Origin of the sequence: Bacteroides intestinalis DSM 17393, from assembly GCF_000172175.1 — a bacterium.
Taxonomy (GTDB): domain Bacteria; phylum Bacteroidota; class Bacteroidia; order Bacteroidales; family Bacteroidaceae; genus Bacteroides; species Bacteroides intestinalis.
On sequence record NZ_ABJL02000007.1, the window covers coordinates 1,419,483 to 1,438,659 of the forward strand.

Annotated in this window: 13 protein-coding genes and 2 tRNA genes; 5 read left to right on the forward strand and 10 right to left on the reverse strand. The window is 43.5% G+C overall.

Annotation, left to right across the window (positions count from 1 at the left end; genetic code table 11):
* The first annotated feature begins 158 nt into the window (after positions 1–158).
* From BACINT_RS09250 to BACINT_RS09260, 3 genes are all read left to right on the forward strand, one after another.
* Positions 159–2,450, forward strand: coding sequence for a patatin-like phospholipase family protein (locus BACINT_RS09250; RefSeq protein ID WP_044154856.1), 2,292 nt, complete (start codon positions 159–161; stop codon positions 2,448–2,450).
* A 75-nt stretch (positions 2,451–2,525) separates the two neighbouring features.
* A tRNA-Arg gene (locus tag BACINT_RS09255) sits at positions 2,526–2,599 on the forward strand.
* A 17-nt stretch (positions 2,600–2,616) separates the two neighbouring features.
* Positions 2,617–2,690 (forward strand) — tRNA-Arg (locus BACINT_RS09260).
* 271 nt (positions 2,691–2,961) lie between these two features.
* Here BACINT_RS09260 and dapA read toward each other — a convergent pair.
* A complete protein-coding gene (dapA, locus tag BACINT_RS09265) occupies positions 2,962–3,855 on the reverse strand; it encodes a 4-hydroxy-tetrahydrodipicolinate synthase (RefSeq protein ID WP_007662497.1) in 894 nt (297 codons plus the stop codon).
* 104 nt (positions 3,856–3,959) lie between these two features.
* Entirely contained in the window at positions 3,960–5,957 is a 1,998-nt protein-coding gene (ligA, locus tag BACINT_RS09270) for an NAD-dependent DNA ligase LigA (protein WP_007662499.1), read from the reverse strand.
* Positions 5,958–6,036: 79 nt separating this feature from the next.
* On the opposite strand from ligA, the gene trmD reads away from it, so the two are divergent.
* Positions 6,037–6,717 carry a tRNA (guanosine(37)-N1)-methyltransferase TrmD gene (gene trmD, locus BACINT_RS09275; RefSeq protein ID WP_022210442.1) on the forward strand — a complete coding sequence of 227 codons (681 nt, stop codon included), beginning with the start codon at positions 6,037–6,039 and terminating at the stop codon, positions 6,715–6,717.
* A gap of 89 nt (positions 6,718–6,806) precedes the next feature.
* On the opposite strand, the gene BACINT_RS09280 is transcribed toward trmD, so the two are convergent.
* From BACINT_RS09280 to BACINT_RS09300, 5 genes are all read right to left on the reverse strand, one after another.
* Complete coding sequence (locus BACINT_RS09280) at positions 6,807–7,718, reverse strand: dihydroorotate dehydrogenase (protein ID WP_007662502.1); 912 nt, start codon at positions 7,716–7,718, stop codon at positions 6,807–6,809.
* Positions 7,706–8,482 carry a dihydroorotate dehydrogenase electron transfer subunit gene (locus BACINT_RS09285; RefSeq protein WP_007662504.1) on the reverse strand — a complete coding sequence of 259 codons (777 nt, stop codon included), beginning with the start codon at positions 8,480–8,482 and terminating at the stop codon, positions 7,706–7,708. Before BACINT_RS09285 ends, BACINT_RS09280 begins: the two co-directional genes overlap by 13 nt.
* A gap of 150 nt (positions 8,483–8,632) precedes the next feature.
* Positions 8,633–9,103, reverse strand: a complete 471-nt coding sequence (locus BACINT_RS09290; protein ID WP_007662505.1) for a helix-turn-helix domain-containing protein — start codon at positions 9,101–9,103, stop codon at positions 8,633–8,635.
* A 1,253-nt stretch (positions 9,104–10,356) separates the two neighbouring features.
* Positions 10,357–11,376 (reverse strand): DNA polymerase III subunit delta, encoded by a 1,020-nt coding sequence (gene holA / locus BACINT_RS09295; protein WP_007662508.1) that lies wholly within the window; start codon positions 11,374–11,376, stop codon positions 10,357–10,359.
* A 7-nt stretch (positions 11,377–11,383) separates the two neighbouring features.
* Positions 11,384–12,160, reverse strand: coding sequence for an AMP nucleosidase (locus tag BACINT_RS09300; RefSeq protein WP_007214225.1), 777 nt, complete (start codon positions 12,158–12,160; stop codon positions 11,384–11,386).
* 114 nt (positions 12,161–12,274) lie between these two features.
* On the opposite strand from BACINT_RS09300, the gene BACINT_RS09305 reads away from it, so the two are divergent.
* Positions 12,275–12,724: a type I restriction enzyme HsdR N-terminal domain-containing protein gene (locus BACINT_RS09305; RefSeq protein ID WP_007662509.1), complete on the forward strand. Its 450-nt coding sequence runs from the start codon at positions 12,275–12,277 to the stop codon at positions 12,722–12,724.
* A gap of 113 nt (positions 12,725–12,837) precedes the next feature.
* Here the strand turns inward: BACINT_RS09305 and BACINT_RS09310 are convergent, their stop codons facing one another.
* Genes BACINT_RS09310 through BACINT_RS09320 form a run of 3 tightly spaced genes read right to left on the reverse strand, consistent with a single transcriptional unit; the run spans position 12,838 to position 18,668 of the window.
* Positions 12,838–16,020 (reverse strand): efflux RND transporter permease subunit, encoded by a 3,183-nt coding sequence (locus tag BACINT_RS09310; RefSeq protein WP_007662510.1) that lies wholly within the window; start codon positions 16,018–16,020, stop codon positions 12,838–12,840.
* A gap of 29 nt (positions 16,021–16,049) precedes the next feature.
* On the reverse strand, positions 16,050–17,168 hold the full coding sequence (locus BACINT_RS09315; RefSeq protein WP_007662511.1) for an efflux RND transporter periplasmic adaptor subunit: 1,119 nt from the start codon (positions 17,166–17,168) through the stop codon (positions 16,050–16,052).
* 27 nt (positions 17,169–17,195) lie between these two features.
* Positions 17,196–18,668, reverse strand: a complete 1,473-nt coding sequence (locus BACINT_RS09320) for an efflux transporter outer membrane subunit (RefSeq protein ID WP_007662512.1) — start codon at positions 18,666–18,668, stop codon at positions 17,196–17,198.
* Between the last annotated feature and the right edge of the window lie 509 nt (positions 18,669–19,177).

Sequence of the window (19,177 nt, forward strand, 5' to 3'; positions counted from 1 at the left end):
CGGGAGCATTGCAACTTTTATAAGAGTTGTAATGCTCCTTTTTTCGTATATTTTGTGTGGGAATGCTTGTTTTTTAGCGTTGGATACGTCCAATTTCGAAACAATTGCATATATTTGAGCTTTGATAATAATATATTTTCAGCTCGGAACTTTGAAGTATGAAAAGAATTCTTTTGCTTTTATCGTTTTGTTTCTTGTTGCTGCCCATGTTGCATGCCCAAAAAGTTGGACTTGTATTGAGTGGTGGTGGTGCGAAAGGTATGACGCATATCGGCATCATTCGGGCTTTGGAAGAAAACAATATCCCTATCGATTATATTACCGGTACATCCATGGGAGCCATTATCGGTTCGTTGTATGCCATGGGATACTCTCCCGATGATATGGAGGCTTTGTTGCGTTCAGAAGACTTTAAACGCTGGTATTCGGGAAAAGTAGAACCTAAATATGCCTATTATTTCAAGAAAAGTATTCCCACACCGGAGTTTTTTAATATCCGCTTTGATTTTAAGGACTCCTTGAATGTCAAACCGCAATTGCCAACCAGTATGGTTAACCCCATCCAGATGAATTTGGTATTTGTGGAGCTGTTTGCCCGTGCTACGGCTGCTTGTGACGGTGATTTTGATAGGCTGTTTGTTCCTTTCCGCTGTATTGCTTCTGATGTATACAATAAACGGCAAATAGTGTTAGGGAAAGGTGACCTGGGAGATGCTGTCCGTGCTTCCATGAGTTTTCCGTTTGTTTTTAAGCCTATTGAGATAGATAGCGTGCTGGCTTATGATGGTGGTATTTACAATAACTTTCCAACGGATGTAATGCGGGATGATTTTCATCCGGATATTATTATTGGTAGTGTGGTGGCCGCTAATCCATCCAAGCCTAAAGAAAATGACCTTATGAGTCAGATTGAGAACATGGTGATGCAGAAGACGGACTATTCTATTCCGGATTCTGTCGGCATCCTTATGACATTTAAGTATGATGATGTGAACTTACTTGATTTCGACCGTCTTCAGGAACTCCATGATATAGGTTACAATCGCACTCTTAGTCTGATGGATTCTATAAAGGGACGTATTCATCGTAGGGTGAATGCAGATAATGTGCGTTTACGCCGTCTGGTTTATCGCAGTAATCTGCCGCAGCTCTATTTTCAGAAAATTTATATTGATGGAGCTAACCCCCAGCAACAGGCTTATATTCAGAAGGAATTTCATGATGAAGAAGATGAACCATTCACCTACGAAGATTTGAAGCGTGGATATTTCCGTTTACTTGCGGATAACATGATATCGGAAATCATTCCGAAGGCGGTATTTAATAAGGAAACCGATATGTACGATTTGCATCTGAAAGTAAAGATGGAGGATAATTTCTCTGTCCGCTTAGGGGGGAGTGTGTCTACGACGAGTTCTAATCAGATATATCTGGGACTGGGCTATCAGAACTTAAATTATTATGCCAAAGAGTTTACGTTTGACGGCCAATTGGGTAAAGTTTATAATAATGCCCAACTGATGGCGCGTATAGATTTGCCTACTCATATTCCTACTTCATATCGGCTTATTGCGTCTATCAGTACTTTTGATTATTACAAGAAAGAGAAACTGTTCTCTAAAAACGATAAACCTTCCTTTAATTCAAAGGATGAACGATTTCTGAAGTTGATTATCGCTTTACCGTTCTTAGCGAATAAACGGGCAGAATTTGGCTTTGGTATTGGGAAATTGCAAGATAACTATTTTCAATCCAGTGTGATAAACTTTGAAGAAGACCGTTCGGACAGGAGCTTATACAGGCTTATAGGCGGTTCTATTAGTTTTTATGGAAGTACACTGAATTCTCGTCAATACGCTACAAAAGGATATAACGAGAAATTAATAGCTCAGATTTTTACGGGAAAAGAAAGATATAAGCCTGGAAATCCGACAGAACAGTCTGTTACACAGGAACGGCAATCATGGTTACAGATTTCTTATATGAAAGAAGCATATCATAGTATGGCGCCTAAATTTGTTTTGGGATGGATGGCGGAAGCGCTGTATTCATCGAGAAACTTCTCGGAGAATTTTACGGCGACAATGATGCAGGCTGCAGAATTTTCGCCGACTCCGCATAGTAAGCTGATGTATAATGAGGCTTTCCGCGCCAATCAGTTTCTGGCTGCCGGTATCAAGCCTATGTTTATTTTCAATGATATGTTTCATCTGAGAGGAGAATTTTATGGATTTATGCCTATTTTTCCTATCGAGAAGAATACGCAAAACAAAGCATTTTATGGAAAAGCTTTCTCAAAGGTAGAATATATGGGAGAAGTTTCTGTTATTTGCCAATTACCTTTTGGAGCGATCTCTGCTTATGTAAATCATTATAGCTCACCGAGAAGGGAGTGGAATGTGGGGTTGAGTATCGGCTGGCAACTGTTTAATTACCGTTTCATCGAATAATTTTCTTCAAAAAAAGTTTGTAAAATGCTTGCAGTTTCAGAAAAAGTCCGTATCTTTGCACCCGTTAAACAAAAAGGCCGCGTAGCTCAACTGAATAGAGTAGCTGACTACGGATCAGCCGGTTACAGGTTTGAATCCTGTCGCGGTCACATCTTTTTGACAACAAGGTCGCGTAGCTCAACTGAATAGAGTAGCTGACTACGGATCAGCCGGTTACAGGTTTGAATCCTGTCGCGATCACGAAAAACCTCTGCAAAGTAATTTGCAGAGGTTTTTTGTTATACACCGTAGGGTAACAGTTATATCTGTGTAGACTCATGCAAATATGTGTGTGAGTTGATACAGATATAACTGTGTGCTTGTGCAGATATAAGTATTAATTTCTTTCCTGAGATGAATACATCCGTCTCATGAGACAGTAAAAATCAGCTTGTGAGGCGAAAGAAAACATCCCCTGAGATGAAATAATCTATCTCAGGGGATGTTTTACAAAGAAGTATCTTTGTTTTTTTTAGCACTTAATGTTTAACTCATCCAAAATCTTCCGCATGGCTTCAAAAGTAGTAATCCTGGTAGGCACAAGTGGGAGGCGAAGTTTATTCTCAATCATTCCCATAACGTTCAACATTGCTTTTACGCCTGCCGGATTGCCATCCACAAAAAGAAGCTTGAATAACTCGGCAAATTTATGGTGGATAGTCAATGCATTTGCATAATCTCCTCGCAATGCCAGTCTTACCATGCGGCTAAATTCGCGTGGAAATGCATTTCCGATGACTGATATGATACCAACAGCTCCCAAGGTAATCAAAGGGAAGGTAATACCATCATCTCCCGAAATAACGTCAAAATTAGCTGGTTTATTCTTGATGATATCATCCATTTGAGTGATGTCACCGGAGGCTTCTTTGATAGCAATAACATTTTTGAAGTCACGGGCAATGCGCAGCGTGGTTTCTGCTTTCATATTTACACCGGTACGGCCGGGAACATTATAGAGTACAATTGGAAGCTCTGTAGCCTCTGCAATTGCTTTATAATGTTGATAAATACCTTCCTGAGAAGGTTTATTATAATAGGGAACAACAGACAGAATGGCATCTACTCCGGTAAAATCGTCGTTTTGAAGCGTATTCACAATGGCACGCGTATTATTTCCACCAACACCGAGCAGGATAGGTATCCGACCATTTACGCGTTCGATGACCATTTTCTTGATTTTCTTTTTTTCTTCTTCCGTCAGTGTCGGAGTTTCTGCTGTGGTGCCCAGCACACACAAAAAATCAGTATTGTTTTGAAGTTGATAGTCCACCAAACGTATCAATGCATCGTAATCAACGCTTTCATCCTCTTTAAAAGGAGTAATCAGCGCTACCCCCATTCCTTTCAATTTAGTCTGTATCATGAGTGAAATTTAAGTAATCTCTAATTAAATGACTCGCAAAAGTACGAATATTTTCGATTTCTACAGCAAATATAAGCTATAAAAAAGATTTCACTGGAAAAATGTTACGAAATGAGCGCTAAAAACTCATCTTCGCTCATTATCTGTACACCCAACTTTTGCGCTTTTTCTAATTTAGCGGGTCCCATATTTTCTCCTGCCAGGATAAAACTGGTCTTGGCAGAAATGCTACCTACATTTTTTCCTCCATTCTTCTCTATCAAATCTTTATATTCGTCTCTAGAGTGATGGGTAAACACGCCGCTGATTACAATAGACTGTCCGACAAGTTTATCGGTATAGCCGCTCAGGTCTTCTTCCTTTCGGCTAAACTGTAATCCGGCAATTTTCAGTCGCTCTATTAATTCTCTATTCAGAGGATTAGCGAAGTAGGAAATGATACTTTGCGCTATTTTCTCACCGATCTCATCGATATTTATCAATCTTTCAAGATCTGCATTTTCCAGTTCTTCTATGTCAGTGAAGGACTTAGCTATTTTCTTTGCTACAGTTTCACCGACAAAGCGGATACCTAGGGCGAACAATGCTCGCTCAAAAGGCACTTCCCTACTTTGGGCAATACCCTTGACGATATTTTCCGCCGACTTATCTCCCATACGGTCCAGATTCTTGATATCGTCTACAGTCAGCTTGTACAGATCTGTCGTATCCTTAATGAGTCCTAATCGGTAGAACATATCCACAGTTTCCGGGCCTAATCCGTCAATGTTCATAGCCTTCCGGCTGATGAAATGCTCGATCTTTCCTTTTATCTGAGGCGGACAAGCCGTTTCGTTGGGGCAATAATGCGCAGCTTCTCCCTCGTAACGGATTAATTTGCTGCCACATTCAGGGCAATGAGTGATGAACTTCACTTTTTCACCTACCATCATACTCCGGGCATCTTTATCTACTCCGGTAATTTTGGGTATGATTTCACCGCCTTTTTCTACATAAACCATATCGCCGACATGCAAGTCGAGCCCTTCAATGATATCTGCATTATGCAGAGAGGCACGTTTTACGATTGTACCCGATAATTGTACCGGATCCAGATTGGCAACAGGGGTTACTGCTCCGGTTCTTCCCACCTGGTAAGTCACCTTGTTTAAGCGGGTCAATGCACGCTCTGCCTGGAACTTGTATGCGATGGCCCAACGAGGAGATTTTGCGGTGAAACCGAGGTTTTTCTGTTGTTTCAGGCTATTTACTTTCAAAACAATGCCATCCGTGGCTACAGGTAAATTCTTCCGTTCTGTATCCCAATAATGGATGTAATCGAACACTTCCTGCAGGCTGTGGCACTTCTTCATATGGTCGGAGATTTTGAATCCCCATTGTGCAGCTTTCTGCAGGTTTTCATAATGTCCGTCGCAAGGAAGTTCTTCTCCTAATAAATAATAAAGGTAGGCATCCAGTTTGCGGGAAGCAACTATAGCAGAGTTTTGTAATTTCAAAGTGCCTGATGCAGCATTACGCGGATTAGCGAAAAGAGGTTCTTCGCGTGCCTCTTTTTCGCGGTTTAGTTCCTCAAAGACTTTCCACGGCATTAGTATTTCCCCTCTGATCTCAAATAATTGGGGATAATCACCATGCAAAACAAGGGGGATAGTACGGATTGTCTTCACATTATCTGTTACATCATCGCCTTTTTCACCGTCACCACGGGTTACAGCACGTATTAATTTGCCGTTTTCGTATGTCAGCGAGATGGAAGTACCGTCATATTTAAGTTCGGCACAGATTTCAAAATCTTCGTTCAGGGCTTTTTGAGTGCGATCATAAAAGTCAGATACCTCACCTTCAGAATAGGTATTACCCAACGAAAGCATTGGATATTTGTGTGTCACTTGCGTGAAATTCTTATTCAAATCGCTTCCTACGCGCATGGTTGGCGAAGTTTCGTCCTGATATTCAGGATGTTCTCGCTCCATCTCCTGCAATTCCCGCATCATGTCGTCGAACTCTTTGTCGGAGATTTCGGGAGCATTCAACACGTAATAATTGTAGTTGTGCCGATGCAGTTCGGCACGGAGCTGATCTATCTTTTCTTTTGCAGTCATACCTATTTCAGATTGTTTGAACGCAAAAATACAGGTTTCTCCTCTAATATTTGTACTTTTGCAGAAAATTAAAATTAATATGCGCATTGATATAATAACAGTTCTACCGGAGATGATTGAAGGCTTTTTCAATTGCTCCATTATGAAACGTGCTCAGAATAAAGGGCTTGCAGAAATACATATTCATAATTTACGTGATTATACTGAAGATAAATATCGACGGGTGGATGATTATCCTTTTGGCGGTTTTGCCGGAATGGTGATGAAAATAGAGCCTATAGAGCGCTGTATCAATGCCTTGAAGGCAGAACGGGAGTATGATGAAGTCATTTTTACGACTCCTGATGGTGAGCAGTTCAATCAGCCAATGGCCAATACACTTTCACTTACCCAGAACCTTATTATCCTTTGCGGGCATTTTAAAGGTATCGATTATCGTATTCGCGAGCATCTGATCACTAAAGAAATCAGTATTGGGGACTATGTGCTGACCGGTGGAGAGCTGGCGGCAGCAGTGATGGCGGATGCTATTGTCCGCATCATCCCCGGTGTTATTTCCGATGAGCAATCAGCGTTATCCGACTCGTTCCAGGATAATCTTTTGGCTGCTCCGGTTTATACAAGACCTGCCGATTACAATGGTTGGAAAGTTCCGGAAATTTTATTGTCCGGGCATGAGGCTAAGATTAAAGAATGGGAGTTGCAACAGTCTTTGGAACGGACGCGCAGACTCCGCCCGGATTTGCTGGGAGAGGAATAAATCAGTTGTATAAAAATAGAAAAAGGACATTCGCTATGAATGTCCTTTTTTATGTAAAATAGGTGCGAATGATATTCACTTGTTATTGGTCATACCTCAAGCGCACCGATAATTTCTTTCACAGACTTATATCCGTGTCTATCGAGATAGTCGTTTATACCTTCCGCTACTTTAATAGTAACTGCCGGATCGATGAAATTTGCCGTACCGATTTGGATGGCTGAAGCTCCGGCAAGCATAAATTCCACAGCGTCTTTCCAGTTCATGATACCTCCTAAACCAATGACAGGTATTTTTACCGCCTGGGCAACTTGCCATACCATGCGGAGTGCGATTGGTTTTACTGCTGCACCGGACATACCACCTGTTACAGTGGAGAGTATAGGACGCCTGCGTTCCGCGTCTATAGCCATTCCAAGCAGTGTATTAATTAATGAAACGCTGTCTGCGCCGCCATTTTCTACTGCACGGGCTATTTCAGCAATGCTTGTCACGTTAGGAGACAGCTTTACGATAAGTGTCTTTTTGTAAGCTGCGCGCACAGCTTTCACCACTTCTTCGGCTCCTTTTGCAGTGACACCAAAAGCCATTCCACCTTGCTTTACATTGGGACAAGAGATGTTCAATTCAATGGCAGGAATTTTGTCAAGTTCGTTAATGGCTTCTGCTGTTTTTACATAATCTTCTATGGCAGAACCCGAAACATTTACAATCATATTAGTTTCAATGTCCTTAATACGCGGATATATCTGTTCAATAAAGTAATTTACTCCCTTATTTTGCAGTCCCACAGCGTTTAACATACCTGACGGAGTTTCCGCCATACGCGGATATGGGTTACCTTCACGTTTGTGAAGAGTCGTACCCTTTACAATTATACCACCTATTCGCGTAATATCAATGAAATCGGCAAACTCTTCACCATACCCAAATGTACCGGAAGCCGTCATCACCGGATTATTCATTTGTAATTCTCCAATGTTTACACTTAAATCTGCCATAATAGTTTGTTTATATTAAAAACCGGACCTTCTTTACATACACATAAATGCCCTTCCGTTGTATTTTCTACGCAACAGAGGCAAGCGCCTATACCACAAGCCATTGTATTTTCCAATGATACTTCACAAGCTATATCTTTACTTTTGGCATATTTAGCCACCGCCATCATCATAGGCTTAGGGCCACAAGTGTAAATCTGCTCGAATTGCACCTTATTCAATATGGAATGTTGTGTCACATATCTCTTTTCGCCATGACTGCCGTCCTCGGTAGTCGTATATACATCACCATAAGCTGCAAACTGCTCCAGTTGCAGCAAGTCCTTATCACTTCTTGCTCCCAGAAGGAACGTCGGTTTACTGCCGTTTTTAGCTAATTGCTCGCCCAGATAAAGCATGGGAGCTGTACCAACACCTCCACCTACTAACAGAAGCTTATCAGAAGCCTTTTCAGGCATTGTGAAGCCATTTCCCAAAGGAAGTACTACGTTGACCGTATCTCCGGCTTTTGCTTCGCCTAATTGCCTGGTTCCGTCTCCAATCAGTTGGATCAGAAACCACACTTCATTGCGTTGTCTATCTACATAATTAATGGAAATGGGGCGGCGCAAGAAAGTAGTTGGAGATCCGTCCACACGTATTTCCGCAAATTGTCCCGGAAGCATTTCCGGAAGCGGAGACGGAGACGTCAGTTTTAATAGCACATAATTAGCGTGCAGTCGGACGTTCTCAGTCACTGTCAAATCTAAAATGTATTTTTTCATTATCCTATATAAAGAGGTGAATTTTATCTTCAGGGTACAAAGATAATGCAAATCGAATGCAGAACTTTCATGCTTGCATGAAAAAGTTCTGCTGAGATGCTTATCTTATCCAAAGATACGGGAAATTGTGCAAATAGTCGTTTATGAGCCTTACTTTTCGGGTTTAAACGTCTCGTACGTATTATCGTCGAAGAAAATTCTTATTTCAGTGATTTTTCTGGGAGGCCTTTCTTTATAGATAATCTCCTGTTTTACAATCTCTTTAGTGGCATTTACAGGCGTTTCTAATGCGATTTCCTTGCGATTTTCGGCCGAACCTGTCTCTTTGGACGGATTTACGGAATTCTCGGCGAATAATGGATAGTCGAATCCACTCTCGATAGAAGGGTCAGAATCGGAAGACGTATTACTCATTTCACCTTGCCCGGTAAGTAGCCATTCTAAATTGATATCATTATATCTTTGATGAAGACGAAGAATAACTTCTGTACTTGGATATTTATTACGCGGACCTAAAATATGTGAGATGGTAGCTTGAGCTACACCAATACTTTCGGCAAATGCGCCTGCGGTTAATTTTTCCCGATCCATGATCATTTTGAACCTATCTTTTATGCTCATAACTGTTGCGATATAGGTGATGTTTACAATTGTATTGATTCTCTTTTGAATTACAAAAGTAAAGAAATGAAGTTACAAAAGCAAATTAAAAGTGTGAATTTTCTTATATTACAATTGTATGTTTATTATTTCAAATGTTATATGTACAAATGTGATGATATATATTACCTAGATTTTAAGCCCATATTTTTACTTTAATAAAACTATGTATATTATTGGTTATTATGTATATAAGTTTAGGTTCTTTCTGTGGTATATCCCATATTACAATTGTTTTCTCATTGATTTCTTTATTTATGAACTGATAGATTATATAAATGGCTATATTATATTGATTATTAGTGATTTAATTGTTGTTTTACTCATCGTTAAGCCCCTATCCTATTACCTTTGTTATTTTACCATTATTTCATTAAAAACAGTCTTATTACAATTGTATATCATAGCTTTTGATCACGTTTGTTATATGTATAATTGTTATATATTCAATTGTAAACATAGTGATATTACGTTTTTAATATTTCATAGTTGAAATAGCAACTATTTCCTTTTCTAATTGCATTTATTCTTGATGATAGATTCGATATTACAGAAAGAATTTGTTACACTAAAATAAGGAGAGTTCAATTGATATGTTCTAAGGTCTTCGTAATTGTAAATCCTTGCTTTATTTCTGTATAAATGATCGGGAACTTGGAATTTCTTAATTCTCAGGAGCTTATTTGAAGTGTATTTGGTTGTAATACAGTATATTATACCCTGATTTTTAGTTCTAAAATTCTCTCATTCTAGAAAAATAACCCTTTCTTAAGTGAGAAATGACATAATGATAGTGAAAATAGCATTTTCTTTCTCTATTATTGCTGATATAGTTAACAAGTATAATCTCTTCTAAAATAAGAAATAGATGATCTATTTCCATTGATCTGTTGACCACTTTCTAAATATAATTTTCCTTTTTCTTAGAAAAAGTATATTGTTTTCCTATAAAAATATGCCTGCTTTGCTCGGGACAGGAGAATATATTATATATAAACACATGGTTTATTTAATGCAAATAGACCATGTGTTTATATCAGATAAATGGTCTGTTCACTGTATATAGACCATCTGTTTCTGCGAATGCGTTGTATGTATTTCAGATACCCTTCCACACTCTATTACCTATGAACAGTACGTTTGGGAACGGTGGAAGGGGGGAAGGAAAAGCTAAATTTCTTGTTTAATGAAGAGTGTATAGAAGAAAAAAGCTGTTAATGCAGGATTTTGAAGACCAGTTCGCGAAGAATATCCCCGTCACTTAAAGATGGATTTCCCACTCCTTTAGATTTTGCATCTGCATATCGTATTTCTCCGATAATTTGCATGGTCTTTACTCCATTATATCGACGCATAGCTGCGAGATAGTCTTTGGCCTGCCAAGGGGTGCGTAGTCCCAACATGTTGGCTATGCCTTGCTCCGATTTTTCAGGGGCATAATAGGCCAACATCAAGTTAGAAAAGAATCCAAAAAGTAAAGATAAAGTCATTTGAATAGGGTTTGTTTTCGGATTTTCTTCAAAATATTTTATTATCTTATTAGCTTTCAGGACATCCTTTTCAACGAGGGCACTGCGTAATTCGAAGTTGTTATAATCCTTACTGATACCAATGTTCTTCTCTATCTGTTCGGGGGTAACGCGTGTATGACCTTTTGGAAGTGTAATGATCAGTTTTTCCAGCTCTCCTGTGAGGCGACTGAGGTCGGTGCCAACGAAATCGGCCAGCATGGCAGTGGCTTTAGGTTCCACGTCAATACCTTTGCGTTTCATATAAGAAGTGATGAATGCAGGCAGTTGCGCATCCTTCACTTTTTTAGATTCAAACAGGACACCAGTCTTTTCGATTTCGGCAGCCAGCTTCTTTCTTCGATCCAGTACGCCATGTTTATGGCATATTACTAATATGGTAGAAAGCAGCGGTTTTTGGAGGTAATAAGAAAGCTCCTCCATATTACGGATATTCTGCGCTTCCTTTACCACCACCACCTGATGCTCGGACATCATCGGATAGCGCTTGGCGGCATTAACAACAGTAGCTATATCCACATCTGCCCCGTATACAACGGTCAGGTTGAACTCCTTTTCCGTTTCGGTCAGAATATTGTCTGTTATATAGTCGGAAATGAGATCGATGTAATAGGGTTCCTCGCCCATGAGATAATAGACGGGACGGTATTGCTTCGCTCTCAGTTCCTTTAAGATGTCATCACACGTGATTTCCTGTTTTGCCATATTCGTTTTACCAGTCGAATTTCAGATGTTTTACGGTTTTCTTCTCGTCGATAATCATACGCAGGGATGCGATGCCGATTTCAACGTGCTCGGTTACGTAGTTTTGGGTAACCAGATTATCACTTTTATCGGTTTTTACTCCTTCAGGGATCATCGGCTGGTCAGAAACCAATAAGATGGCTCCGGTAGGGATGTGATTGGCAAAACCGCAGCTGAAGAGAGTCGCTGTTTCCATATCGACGGCCATGGCACGGGTTTTCTTCAGATATTCCTTGAATTCTTCGTCATGCTCCCAAATGCGGCGGTTGGTAGTGTATACGGTACCTGTCCAATAGTCGCGGGCATGGTCGCGGATGGATGAAGAAACGGCACGCTGCAACATAAATGCCGGTAGCGCAGGTACTTCGGGCGGGAAGTAGTCATTGGAAGTTCCCTCGCCACGGATGGCGGCGATAGGAAGGATGAGATCCCCTATTCTGTTTTTCTTATCGATGCCACCGCACTTGCCCAGGAACAGGCAGGCTTTGGGCTGTATAGCACTTAGTAAATCCATGATAATTGCAGCGTTAGGGCTTCCCATACCAAAGTTGATAATGGTCATGCCTTCTGCTGAAGCAGACGTCATATTAGCGTCTTTACCAAGAACGGGCACATTGAACTTCTCCGCAAAAATATCCACATACTTGTTGAAGTTAGTCAACAGAATATACTCTCCAAAGTCCTCAAGCTTACGTTTTGTGTAACGAGGCAGCCAGTTAGCTACGATTTCTTGCTTTGTTTTCATAAGATTTCATTAAATTTGTTCCCTAAATACTTTCAGGGAGCGATTATTTAACTCACAAAAGTACAATAAAAAAGTAGAATTCGGAAATTTGTTAATCACTTATCACATATCAATATGTTATCGTTAAACTTACCTGTATTTGATGCTAAAGTCGTGAACCGTGAAGGGAAACCTGCTATTTTCGACGTGATACGGCGCCGATATGTAGCACTGACGCCCGAAGAATGGGTACGCCAGCATTTTGTACATTTTCTGCTGAACCATAAAGGATATCCGCAGACATTGATGGCGAACGAGGTACAGGTACAGCTCAACGGAACGAAGAAACGTTGTGACACAGTGCTTTACCGTCGTGACCTCACGGCACGGATGATTGTGGAGTATAAAGCGCCGGACATAGAGATTACGCAAGCGGTGTTCAATCAGATTACGCGCTACAATATGGTGCTGAAAGTAGATTACTTGGTAGTGAGTAATGGAATGCAACACTATTGCTGCCGGATGGATTACGAACGGAATAGCTATACTTTTCTTCCGGATATTCCTGATTATCAGACGTTATAATATCCATTAAAAAGGGCTACACCCTTTACCCCGGATGGCTACACCCTTTGGGGGATATGGTGTAGCCATCTGAGGCAAAGGGTGTAGCCCTTTTCAATGAGACTAATCAGGATCTAAACCTTCTCAGTCTTTTCTTCTATCTGCTTCTTTCCTAATTTTTCCTGTATCTTCTGCATCAACTCATAGAAATTAGGGATATAGACTGTGGCAAGCAATGTATTCAGTGCCATACCGAACACTACAGCAGCTCCCAGTGCAATACGGCTTTCCGCTCCTGCACCCGTAGCAAACAGCAATGGCATCACACCGAATACAAATGCCAGGGATGTCATCAGGATAGGCCGCAAGCGGATATGCCCTGCCTGGAATGCCGCATCACGAATGGAGTTGCCTTGCGCACGGAAATCGCGGGCGAACTCTACAATCAGAATACCATTTTTTGCCGACAGTGCCACAAGCAGGATAATACCGATTTGTGTATAGATGCTGACAGGTGTTCCCATAATGAGACAGCCAATCATCGCTCCCAACAATGCTACCGGAAGCCCGATGACCGCAGCTACCGGGCTCGTCCAACTCTCGTACTGTGCTGCAAGTACCAGGAAGGCAACGAGTAATGCCATTACAAACACAACGGTTGTCGTTGTGCCTGCCTGCGTTTCCTGATAGGCTACTGACGTCCATTCATAACCAAATTCATCACCCAGTTGCTCCTTAAAGAGTGCCTCCATTTGCTGTATCGCCTCTCCGGAACTGCTTCCCGGGGCTACGTTGCAAGTGACGGAGGCAGTGGAATACATGTTGTAACGGTTGATTTGGTCCATTCCCAACTGTTCCTCCACCCGCATAAAGGCTGAAAATGGTACCATCTCTCCCGATACATTCTGTACACTCAACTTCAGTACATCGTCAATGATCCGTTGGGCGCGATCCCGTGCACCGAGTTTTACCTGATAAATACGGCCGAACTCAACGAAATCGTTCACGTAAGCAGCTCCCATGTAGTAACTCAAAGAAGTGAAGACATTGTTCAGCGGAATCCCCATCAATTGTACTTTATCCCGGTCGATGTTCAGGAAATACTGGGGCACATTAGCCTGATACTGACTGCTGACGGATGCCAATGCAGGTTTAGTGTGGTAGGTTGCCATCAGCGTCTCTACAGCATGCTGCATTTCTGTGGCGCCGAGGTTGTTACGATCCTCCACTTGTAGCTGTAGACCGCCCGTAGCACCGAGTCCGGGAATGGCAGGGGGTACCATGGCAAAAACTTCTGCTTCCTGAATTCCATACGCCTGCGTATTGAAACGATTTACTACAGACTGGGCCGTATGTTCCTTTCCTTTACGCTCGTCCCAGTTCTTCAAGATAACGAAATAGGTGCCGGAATTACTCTGTTCCCCGCCTCCCATGACAGAGAAGCCGGATATGCCGATATAATTTTTCACTTCGGGATAGCTGTTGAGGATTTCATTGATTTCACGTCCGACAGCTTCTGTACGTTCCAGACTTGAAGCGGGCGGCAATTGCACCACGGCAAGGAAATATCCGTCATCTTCTTCGGGAATAAAGGTGCTGGGCCACTTCATAAACAGGATCACAGCGAGTGCCGTAAACCCGGCATAAGACAACAGTGCAGCAGCAGGACGCCGGAGCAACCAACCCACGGTTTTATCATATATCCCTTGAGTCTTGTCGTACACAAAGTTGAAGCCCCGGAAAAGTGGCGACTGTGCAGGTTTTGTAGGCTGTAATATCAAGGCACACAATGCCGGAGTCAGTGTCAGCGAGTTGAAACCGCTTAGCACAGTGCTGGCAGCAATAGTCAGTGCAAACTGCTTATAAAGCTGTCCGGAGATACCGCTGACGAGCATTGTCGGAATAAATACGGCAAGCAATACCAGCACTACGCCCACAATCGGACCGGTGATCTCTCCCATCGCCTGAATGACCGCCTGCCGGGCACTGTACTGCCCCGTATCAAGCAAACGTGTGGAGTTTTCCACTACCACAATGGCGTCATCCACCACAATGGCCACGGCAAGTATCAGTCCGAACAGCGTCAGTGTATTGATGGAGAATCCGAAGAGCGCCATCACTGCCAGAGTACCGATAAGTGATACGGGAATGGTGATACACGGAATGATAACCGCCCGCCAATTCTGTAGGAAAAGGAAGATGACAAGTACCACAAGCAGGGTTGTTTCCAAGAAAGTTACCAGCACTTCGTCTACTGAAGCGTGGATGACGTCCGTCGTATCCAGGGTTACACTGTAATGGATGCCGCTGGGGAACGATTCTGACAGTTCCTGCATCTTCTCTTTCACACCTTTGGATACATCCAGCGAATTGGAACCCGGTTGTTGATAGATGGCAATGGCGGCGGTAGGTTGCCCGTTCAGTCGGGATACGACACTATAGGATGCGGAGCCAAGGTCGATGTGAGCCACATCACGGAGGCGAAGCACTCTCCCGCCCGCTTCTGTTCGCAAGATGATATTGCCGAACTCTTCGGGGGACGAAAGTCGCCCTTTCACTGTCAGACTGTATTGATAGGCAGGGGCATTGCTGTCGGAAGAGACATTGCCAATGTTGGTGTTACCCGGAGTTGGATTTCCCAGCAGAGGTTGTCCCACAGCTCCGGCACTGACTTCTACATTTTGTGATTGAATGGCCTGGTAAACATCGGCTGCCGAAAGATTACGGATACGCAGTGCTGCCGGGTCCAGCCAGATACGCATGGAGTAGTCTCCCGCTCCCATCACATTGACAGCGCCTACGCCCGGCACGCGTGTCAACTGGTCGGTAAGGTTCAGGGTGGCGTAGTTGCTGAGGTATAGTCCGTCATATTCCTTGTTTTCGGAAGTCATGGTGAGGAACATCACAATGTTCGACGACTGCTTTTGAACGGTTACTCCCTGTACCACTACCGGGGTTGGCAATGAAGCCTGTGCTACGCTGACACGGTTTTGGACTTGTACGGTTGCCATGTCGATATCTGTTCCGACGGCAAAAGTAATGGTGAGTGAATAGGCACCCGATGAGGAGGAATTGGAGGACATATAAAGCATACCGTCCACTCCGTTTACTTGCTGCTCAATGGGGATACCCACGGTTTGTGCCACTGTCTGCGCGTTGGCACCCGGATAGACGGCGCTGACCTGAACGGTAGGCGGCGTAATGTCCGGATACTGCGCAATGGGGAGTATGCCCAGTGTGATCAGTCCCGCCACCACGATCAGCAGCGCAAGCACGGTAGCAAAGATAGGACGGTTTATGAAGAATTTTGAGAACATGAGCTTAGTATTTAGTTATTTACGATTGGTTATTTGCTGGTGGGCTTCACTTTCATCCCTTCCCGTACTTTCATCAGTGCCCGGGTGACGTAGCGTTCTTGTGGCGAGAGTCCGCCGGTTATTTGCCGGAGAGTGTCATCTATCAGTTGTCCCACCTCGATGTGGCGATAGCGCACCCTATCGGAATCGTTCACTACATACACATATTTTCCCAATTGATCGGTCCCGATGGATGCGTCTGGTATCAGTATTGCCTGCGATTCTTTGCCGTATGGCAAGGTGATGCTGACATAAAGTCCGCTTTTCAGTAAACCTTTCGGGTTGTCCAGGCGGGCACGCAGATTCAGAGTTCCGGTGCTCAGGTCTACATTGGGTGCGAAGTAATCGAGTGTGGCAGGATACGGTTGTATGCCGTCTTCCCCCAGGTTAACAGTGATTTGCCGGGGTAGTGTATCTTTCTGCTGTGCGGTTCCTTGTTGCATCAGCATGGCAAGCCACTGGTTATCAGTGATATTGAAGTATGTGTATAGCAGATCATCTTTATAGATTGTGGCAAGGGTGACAGGCTGCAGACTTCCCCCTACATAACTGCCCGCATCGACTTGATTCCGGCTGACAGTTCCGTCAAACGGTGCCCGGACTGTGCAGTAACCCAGATTCGTGCGTGCTGTATTCAGCGCGGCTTCGGCATTGCTGACTGCCGCTTGCGAAGTGGCGACATTCGATTTCGACTGTAACACCTGTATCTGGCTTACAGCATCGCTTTTCACAGCTTCCAGCATACGGGCATAGTTGTTCCGGGCATATTCCAGATTGGCTCGGGCGGTGTTTAGTTCCGCTTCCGTCTGTTTTACATTGTCCTGGTAAATAGTGGGTTCGATGACGAACAGCACCTGCCCTTTCCGAACTCTGCTTCCTGGAGCATAGGCGATGGTTTGCAGGGTTCCGTTCACCCGTGCTACCAGGTCGACGGTCTTTTCCGAACTCAGATAACCCGGATACTCTTTAGTCAGTGTGATGTCTTTCACCACCGGACGGGCTACGCTTATCTCCGGAACGGGCATCGCTCCGCGCGCTGCTTCTCTTTTGTCCCCACATCCCGCCAGCAACGGAATCAGCGTGAGGATGATGTACATTTCATTTTTCATATATGGTTATGGTTTAGGAATTATTACTCAGTTCTCTTTATATCCTCCTCCCAGTGCCTGGTACAATGACACCAGATACAGCAGTGAACTACCCTCCGCCTGCGTCAACTGGTTTTCGTACGTCAGTAGCGAACGGAGTGCATCCAGTACATTCTGAAAAGGACTAAGTCCCTGTTTATAAAGCTCCAGAGAGAGTTTCAGTGTCTCTTGCCCCTGATTTCGTACTTCCCGGAGGGCGACAATCTGCTTGATGGAATTCCGGTAATTATTCATTGCATTGTCCGTTTCCTGTACAGCGGTAAGCACGGTTTCGTTGAAGTTATGCACTGCTTCGTCCAGTTGCGCACGTGCCTGTTTGGTGGCATTCACCAGCTTTGTTCCGCTGAACAGTGTCCAACTGAGGGTTGGGGCAATTTCAAACGTCATGCTTTTCCGCCGGGTCAGGTCTTTCAGATCCCGGGCGGCATATCCTACAGATCCTTTCAGGAAAACTTGTGGCAGCCAGTCGCTTTTGCTGGCTCCCAATAGTGCGGCTTGTGCATTAACCAGTCTTTCGGCCTGTCGCACATCCGGACGGCGGAGTAATAAATCGGCAGGTAATCCTATTCCAATGGGTTCCATGTAGTCGGGCAATTTCCCGATTCTTTCCAATGTGGGGCGTATCTCCTGCGGATAAGTTCCCAGCAGAATAGCCAGCGAGTTGATGTATTGGCTGATTCCAGATTCCAGTTGTGGAACAGATGCTTTGGTGCTGAAATACACTGATTTAGCCTGTGCTACATCCAGTTTCGATACAAGTCCCGTGTTGTAGCGTACTTCGGTGATGTTGAGCACTTCTTCTTGCGTCCGGCAGTTATGCATTACTACCTGCAGTTCCTGTTGCAGTTCCCGCAGGTTGATGTAGGCAGAAGCTACTTGTGCACAGAGGGATACCTGTACGGAGATGTACTCTTCACGCCTGGCTTGGAATGTTTCCCGTTGCGCCTTTACCCGTTGCCGGATGCTTCCGAATATATCCAGTTCCCAACTGGCATTGAGCGATGCATCATAATAATGTGTGATGGATTGGGGCAATTCGGTGGTGTTGCCGCTACTTTGCTGGCGGAGCCATCCACCATTTAAAGAAATAGAAGGGAAAAAATTACTGCGTTCCATCCGCAGGCTGGCACGTGCCTGTTCCATGCGGTCTATAGCTGCAAGTACGGAATAGTTTTCGCCGGATGCCACGCTGATTAGTGAGTCCAGTACCGGGTCGTTGAATGCTTTCCACCACTGGTCGTCTACCGGTAATATTTGTCCGCTGAATAAGTTGTCATTCGCGGATGCCATGGTAGAATTAGTGGTTCCTGCGGAAGTAGGGACCGTTTTAGAGTTCGGAACCACCGTATTCCCCCAGCCTCGGGGCAACGGTTTTTCCAGATAACGGTTGCCATTCTGTGCCGTGACGGCAGAACATAGGCACGATAAGAGCAGCACGCTGCTCCAAGCTTTAATCTTCATAGGTTTAGGTTGTTTTTTGTGATACAGGGTTCATAACAACCTGGAGCTCTATTTGTTTAGAGAAGATTGGGGAGGTTATAATGGGGTTCTGACAGATGGATGTGGATTGGTGTGGGTGATCTATAATTGAAGAAATGAATTAAAGATTGCTGATAGGCTTTTGTTAGTTTGTTGATAATCAATTAACTGTATTTACCGACAGTTTACTGCAAGATGTAAAAGCATTTACCGCCGTATGTAACAACCTTTACCCCTTATTGTAACGGCTTTTACTTCGGCATGTAACGACCTTTACCGCGATATGTAAATGGAGTTACCGTGCGGGGTTAACAAAGCTATCATTTGGGGTAAACAGAATTTTCATGAGAGGAAACGGCTGTGCACTTATAAAGTGAAGTAAGAGATAATCCATACCCCTACAATAATGAGTTTAATTCAACGACTTCGGCAGTGTATATATATAGGGAAAGGACGCCCCTGCAAGCAACATCCTATTGCTTGCAGGGGCG

What these genes read in the sequence shown, in the direction of transcription:
- BACINT_RS09250 (WP_044154856.1), top strand. Translation starts at nt 159, where the DNA reads ATGAAAAGAATTCTTTTGCTTTTATCGTTTTGTTTCTTGTTGCTGCCC.
- dapA (WP_007662497.1), bottom strand. Translation starts at nt 3,855, where the DNA reads ATGATACAGACTAAATTGAAAGGAATGGGGGTAGCGCTGATTACTCCT.
- ligA (WP_007662499.1), bottom strand. Translation starts at nt 5,957, where the DNA reads ATGACTGCAAAAGAAAAGATAGATCAGCTCCGTGCCGAACTGCATCGG.
- trmD (WP_022210442.1), top strand. Translation starts at nt 6,037, where the DNA reads ATGCGCATTGATATAATAACAGTTCTACCGGAGATGATTGAAGGCTTT.
- BACINT_RS09280 (WP_007662502.1), bottom strand. Translation starts at nt 7,718, where the DNA reads ATGGCAGATTTAAGTGTAAACATTGGAGAATTACAAATGAATAATCCG.
- BACINT_RS09285 (WP_007662504.1), bottom strand. Translation starts at nt 8,482, where the DNA reads ATGAAAAAATACATTTTAGATTTGACAGTGACTGAGAACGTCCGACTG.
- BACINT_RS09290 (WP_007662505.1), bottom strand. Translation starts at nt 9,103, where the DNA reads ATGAGCATAAAAGATAGGTTCAAAATGATCATGGATCGGGAAAAATTA.
- holA (WP_007662508.1), bottom strand. Translation starts at nt 11,376, where the DNA reads ATGGCAAAACAGGAAATCACGTGTGATGACATCTTAAAGGAACTGAGA.
- BACINT_RS09300 (WP_007214225.1), bottom strand. Translation starts at nt 12,160, where the DNA reads ATGAAAACAAAGCAAGAAATCGTAGCTAACTGGCTGCCTCGTTACACA.
- BACINT_RS09305 (WP_007662509.1), top strand. Translation starts at nt 12,275, where the DNA reads ATGTTATCGTTAAACTTACCTGTATTTGATGCTAAAGTCGTGAACCGT.
- BACINT_RS09310 (WP_007662510.1), bottom strand. Translation starts at nt 16,020, where the DNA reads ATGTTCTCAAAATTCTTCATAAACCGTCCTATCTTTGCTACCGTGCTT.
- BACINT_RS09315 (WP_007662511.1), bottom strand. Translation starts at nt 17,168, where the DNA reads ATGAAAAATGAAATGTACATCATCCTCACGCTGATTCCGTTGCTGGCG.
- BACINT_RS09320 (WP_007662512.1), bottom strand. Translation starts at nt 18,668, where the DNA reads ATGAAGATTAAAGCTTGGAGCAGCGTGCTGCTCTTATCGTGCCTATGT.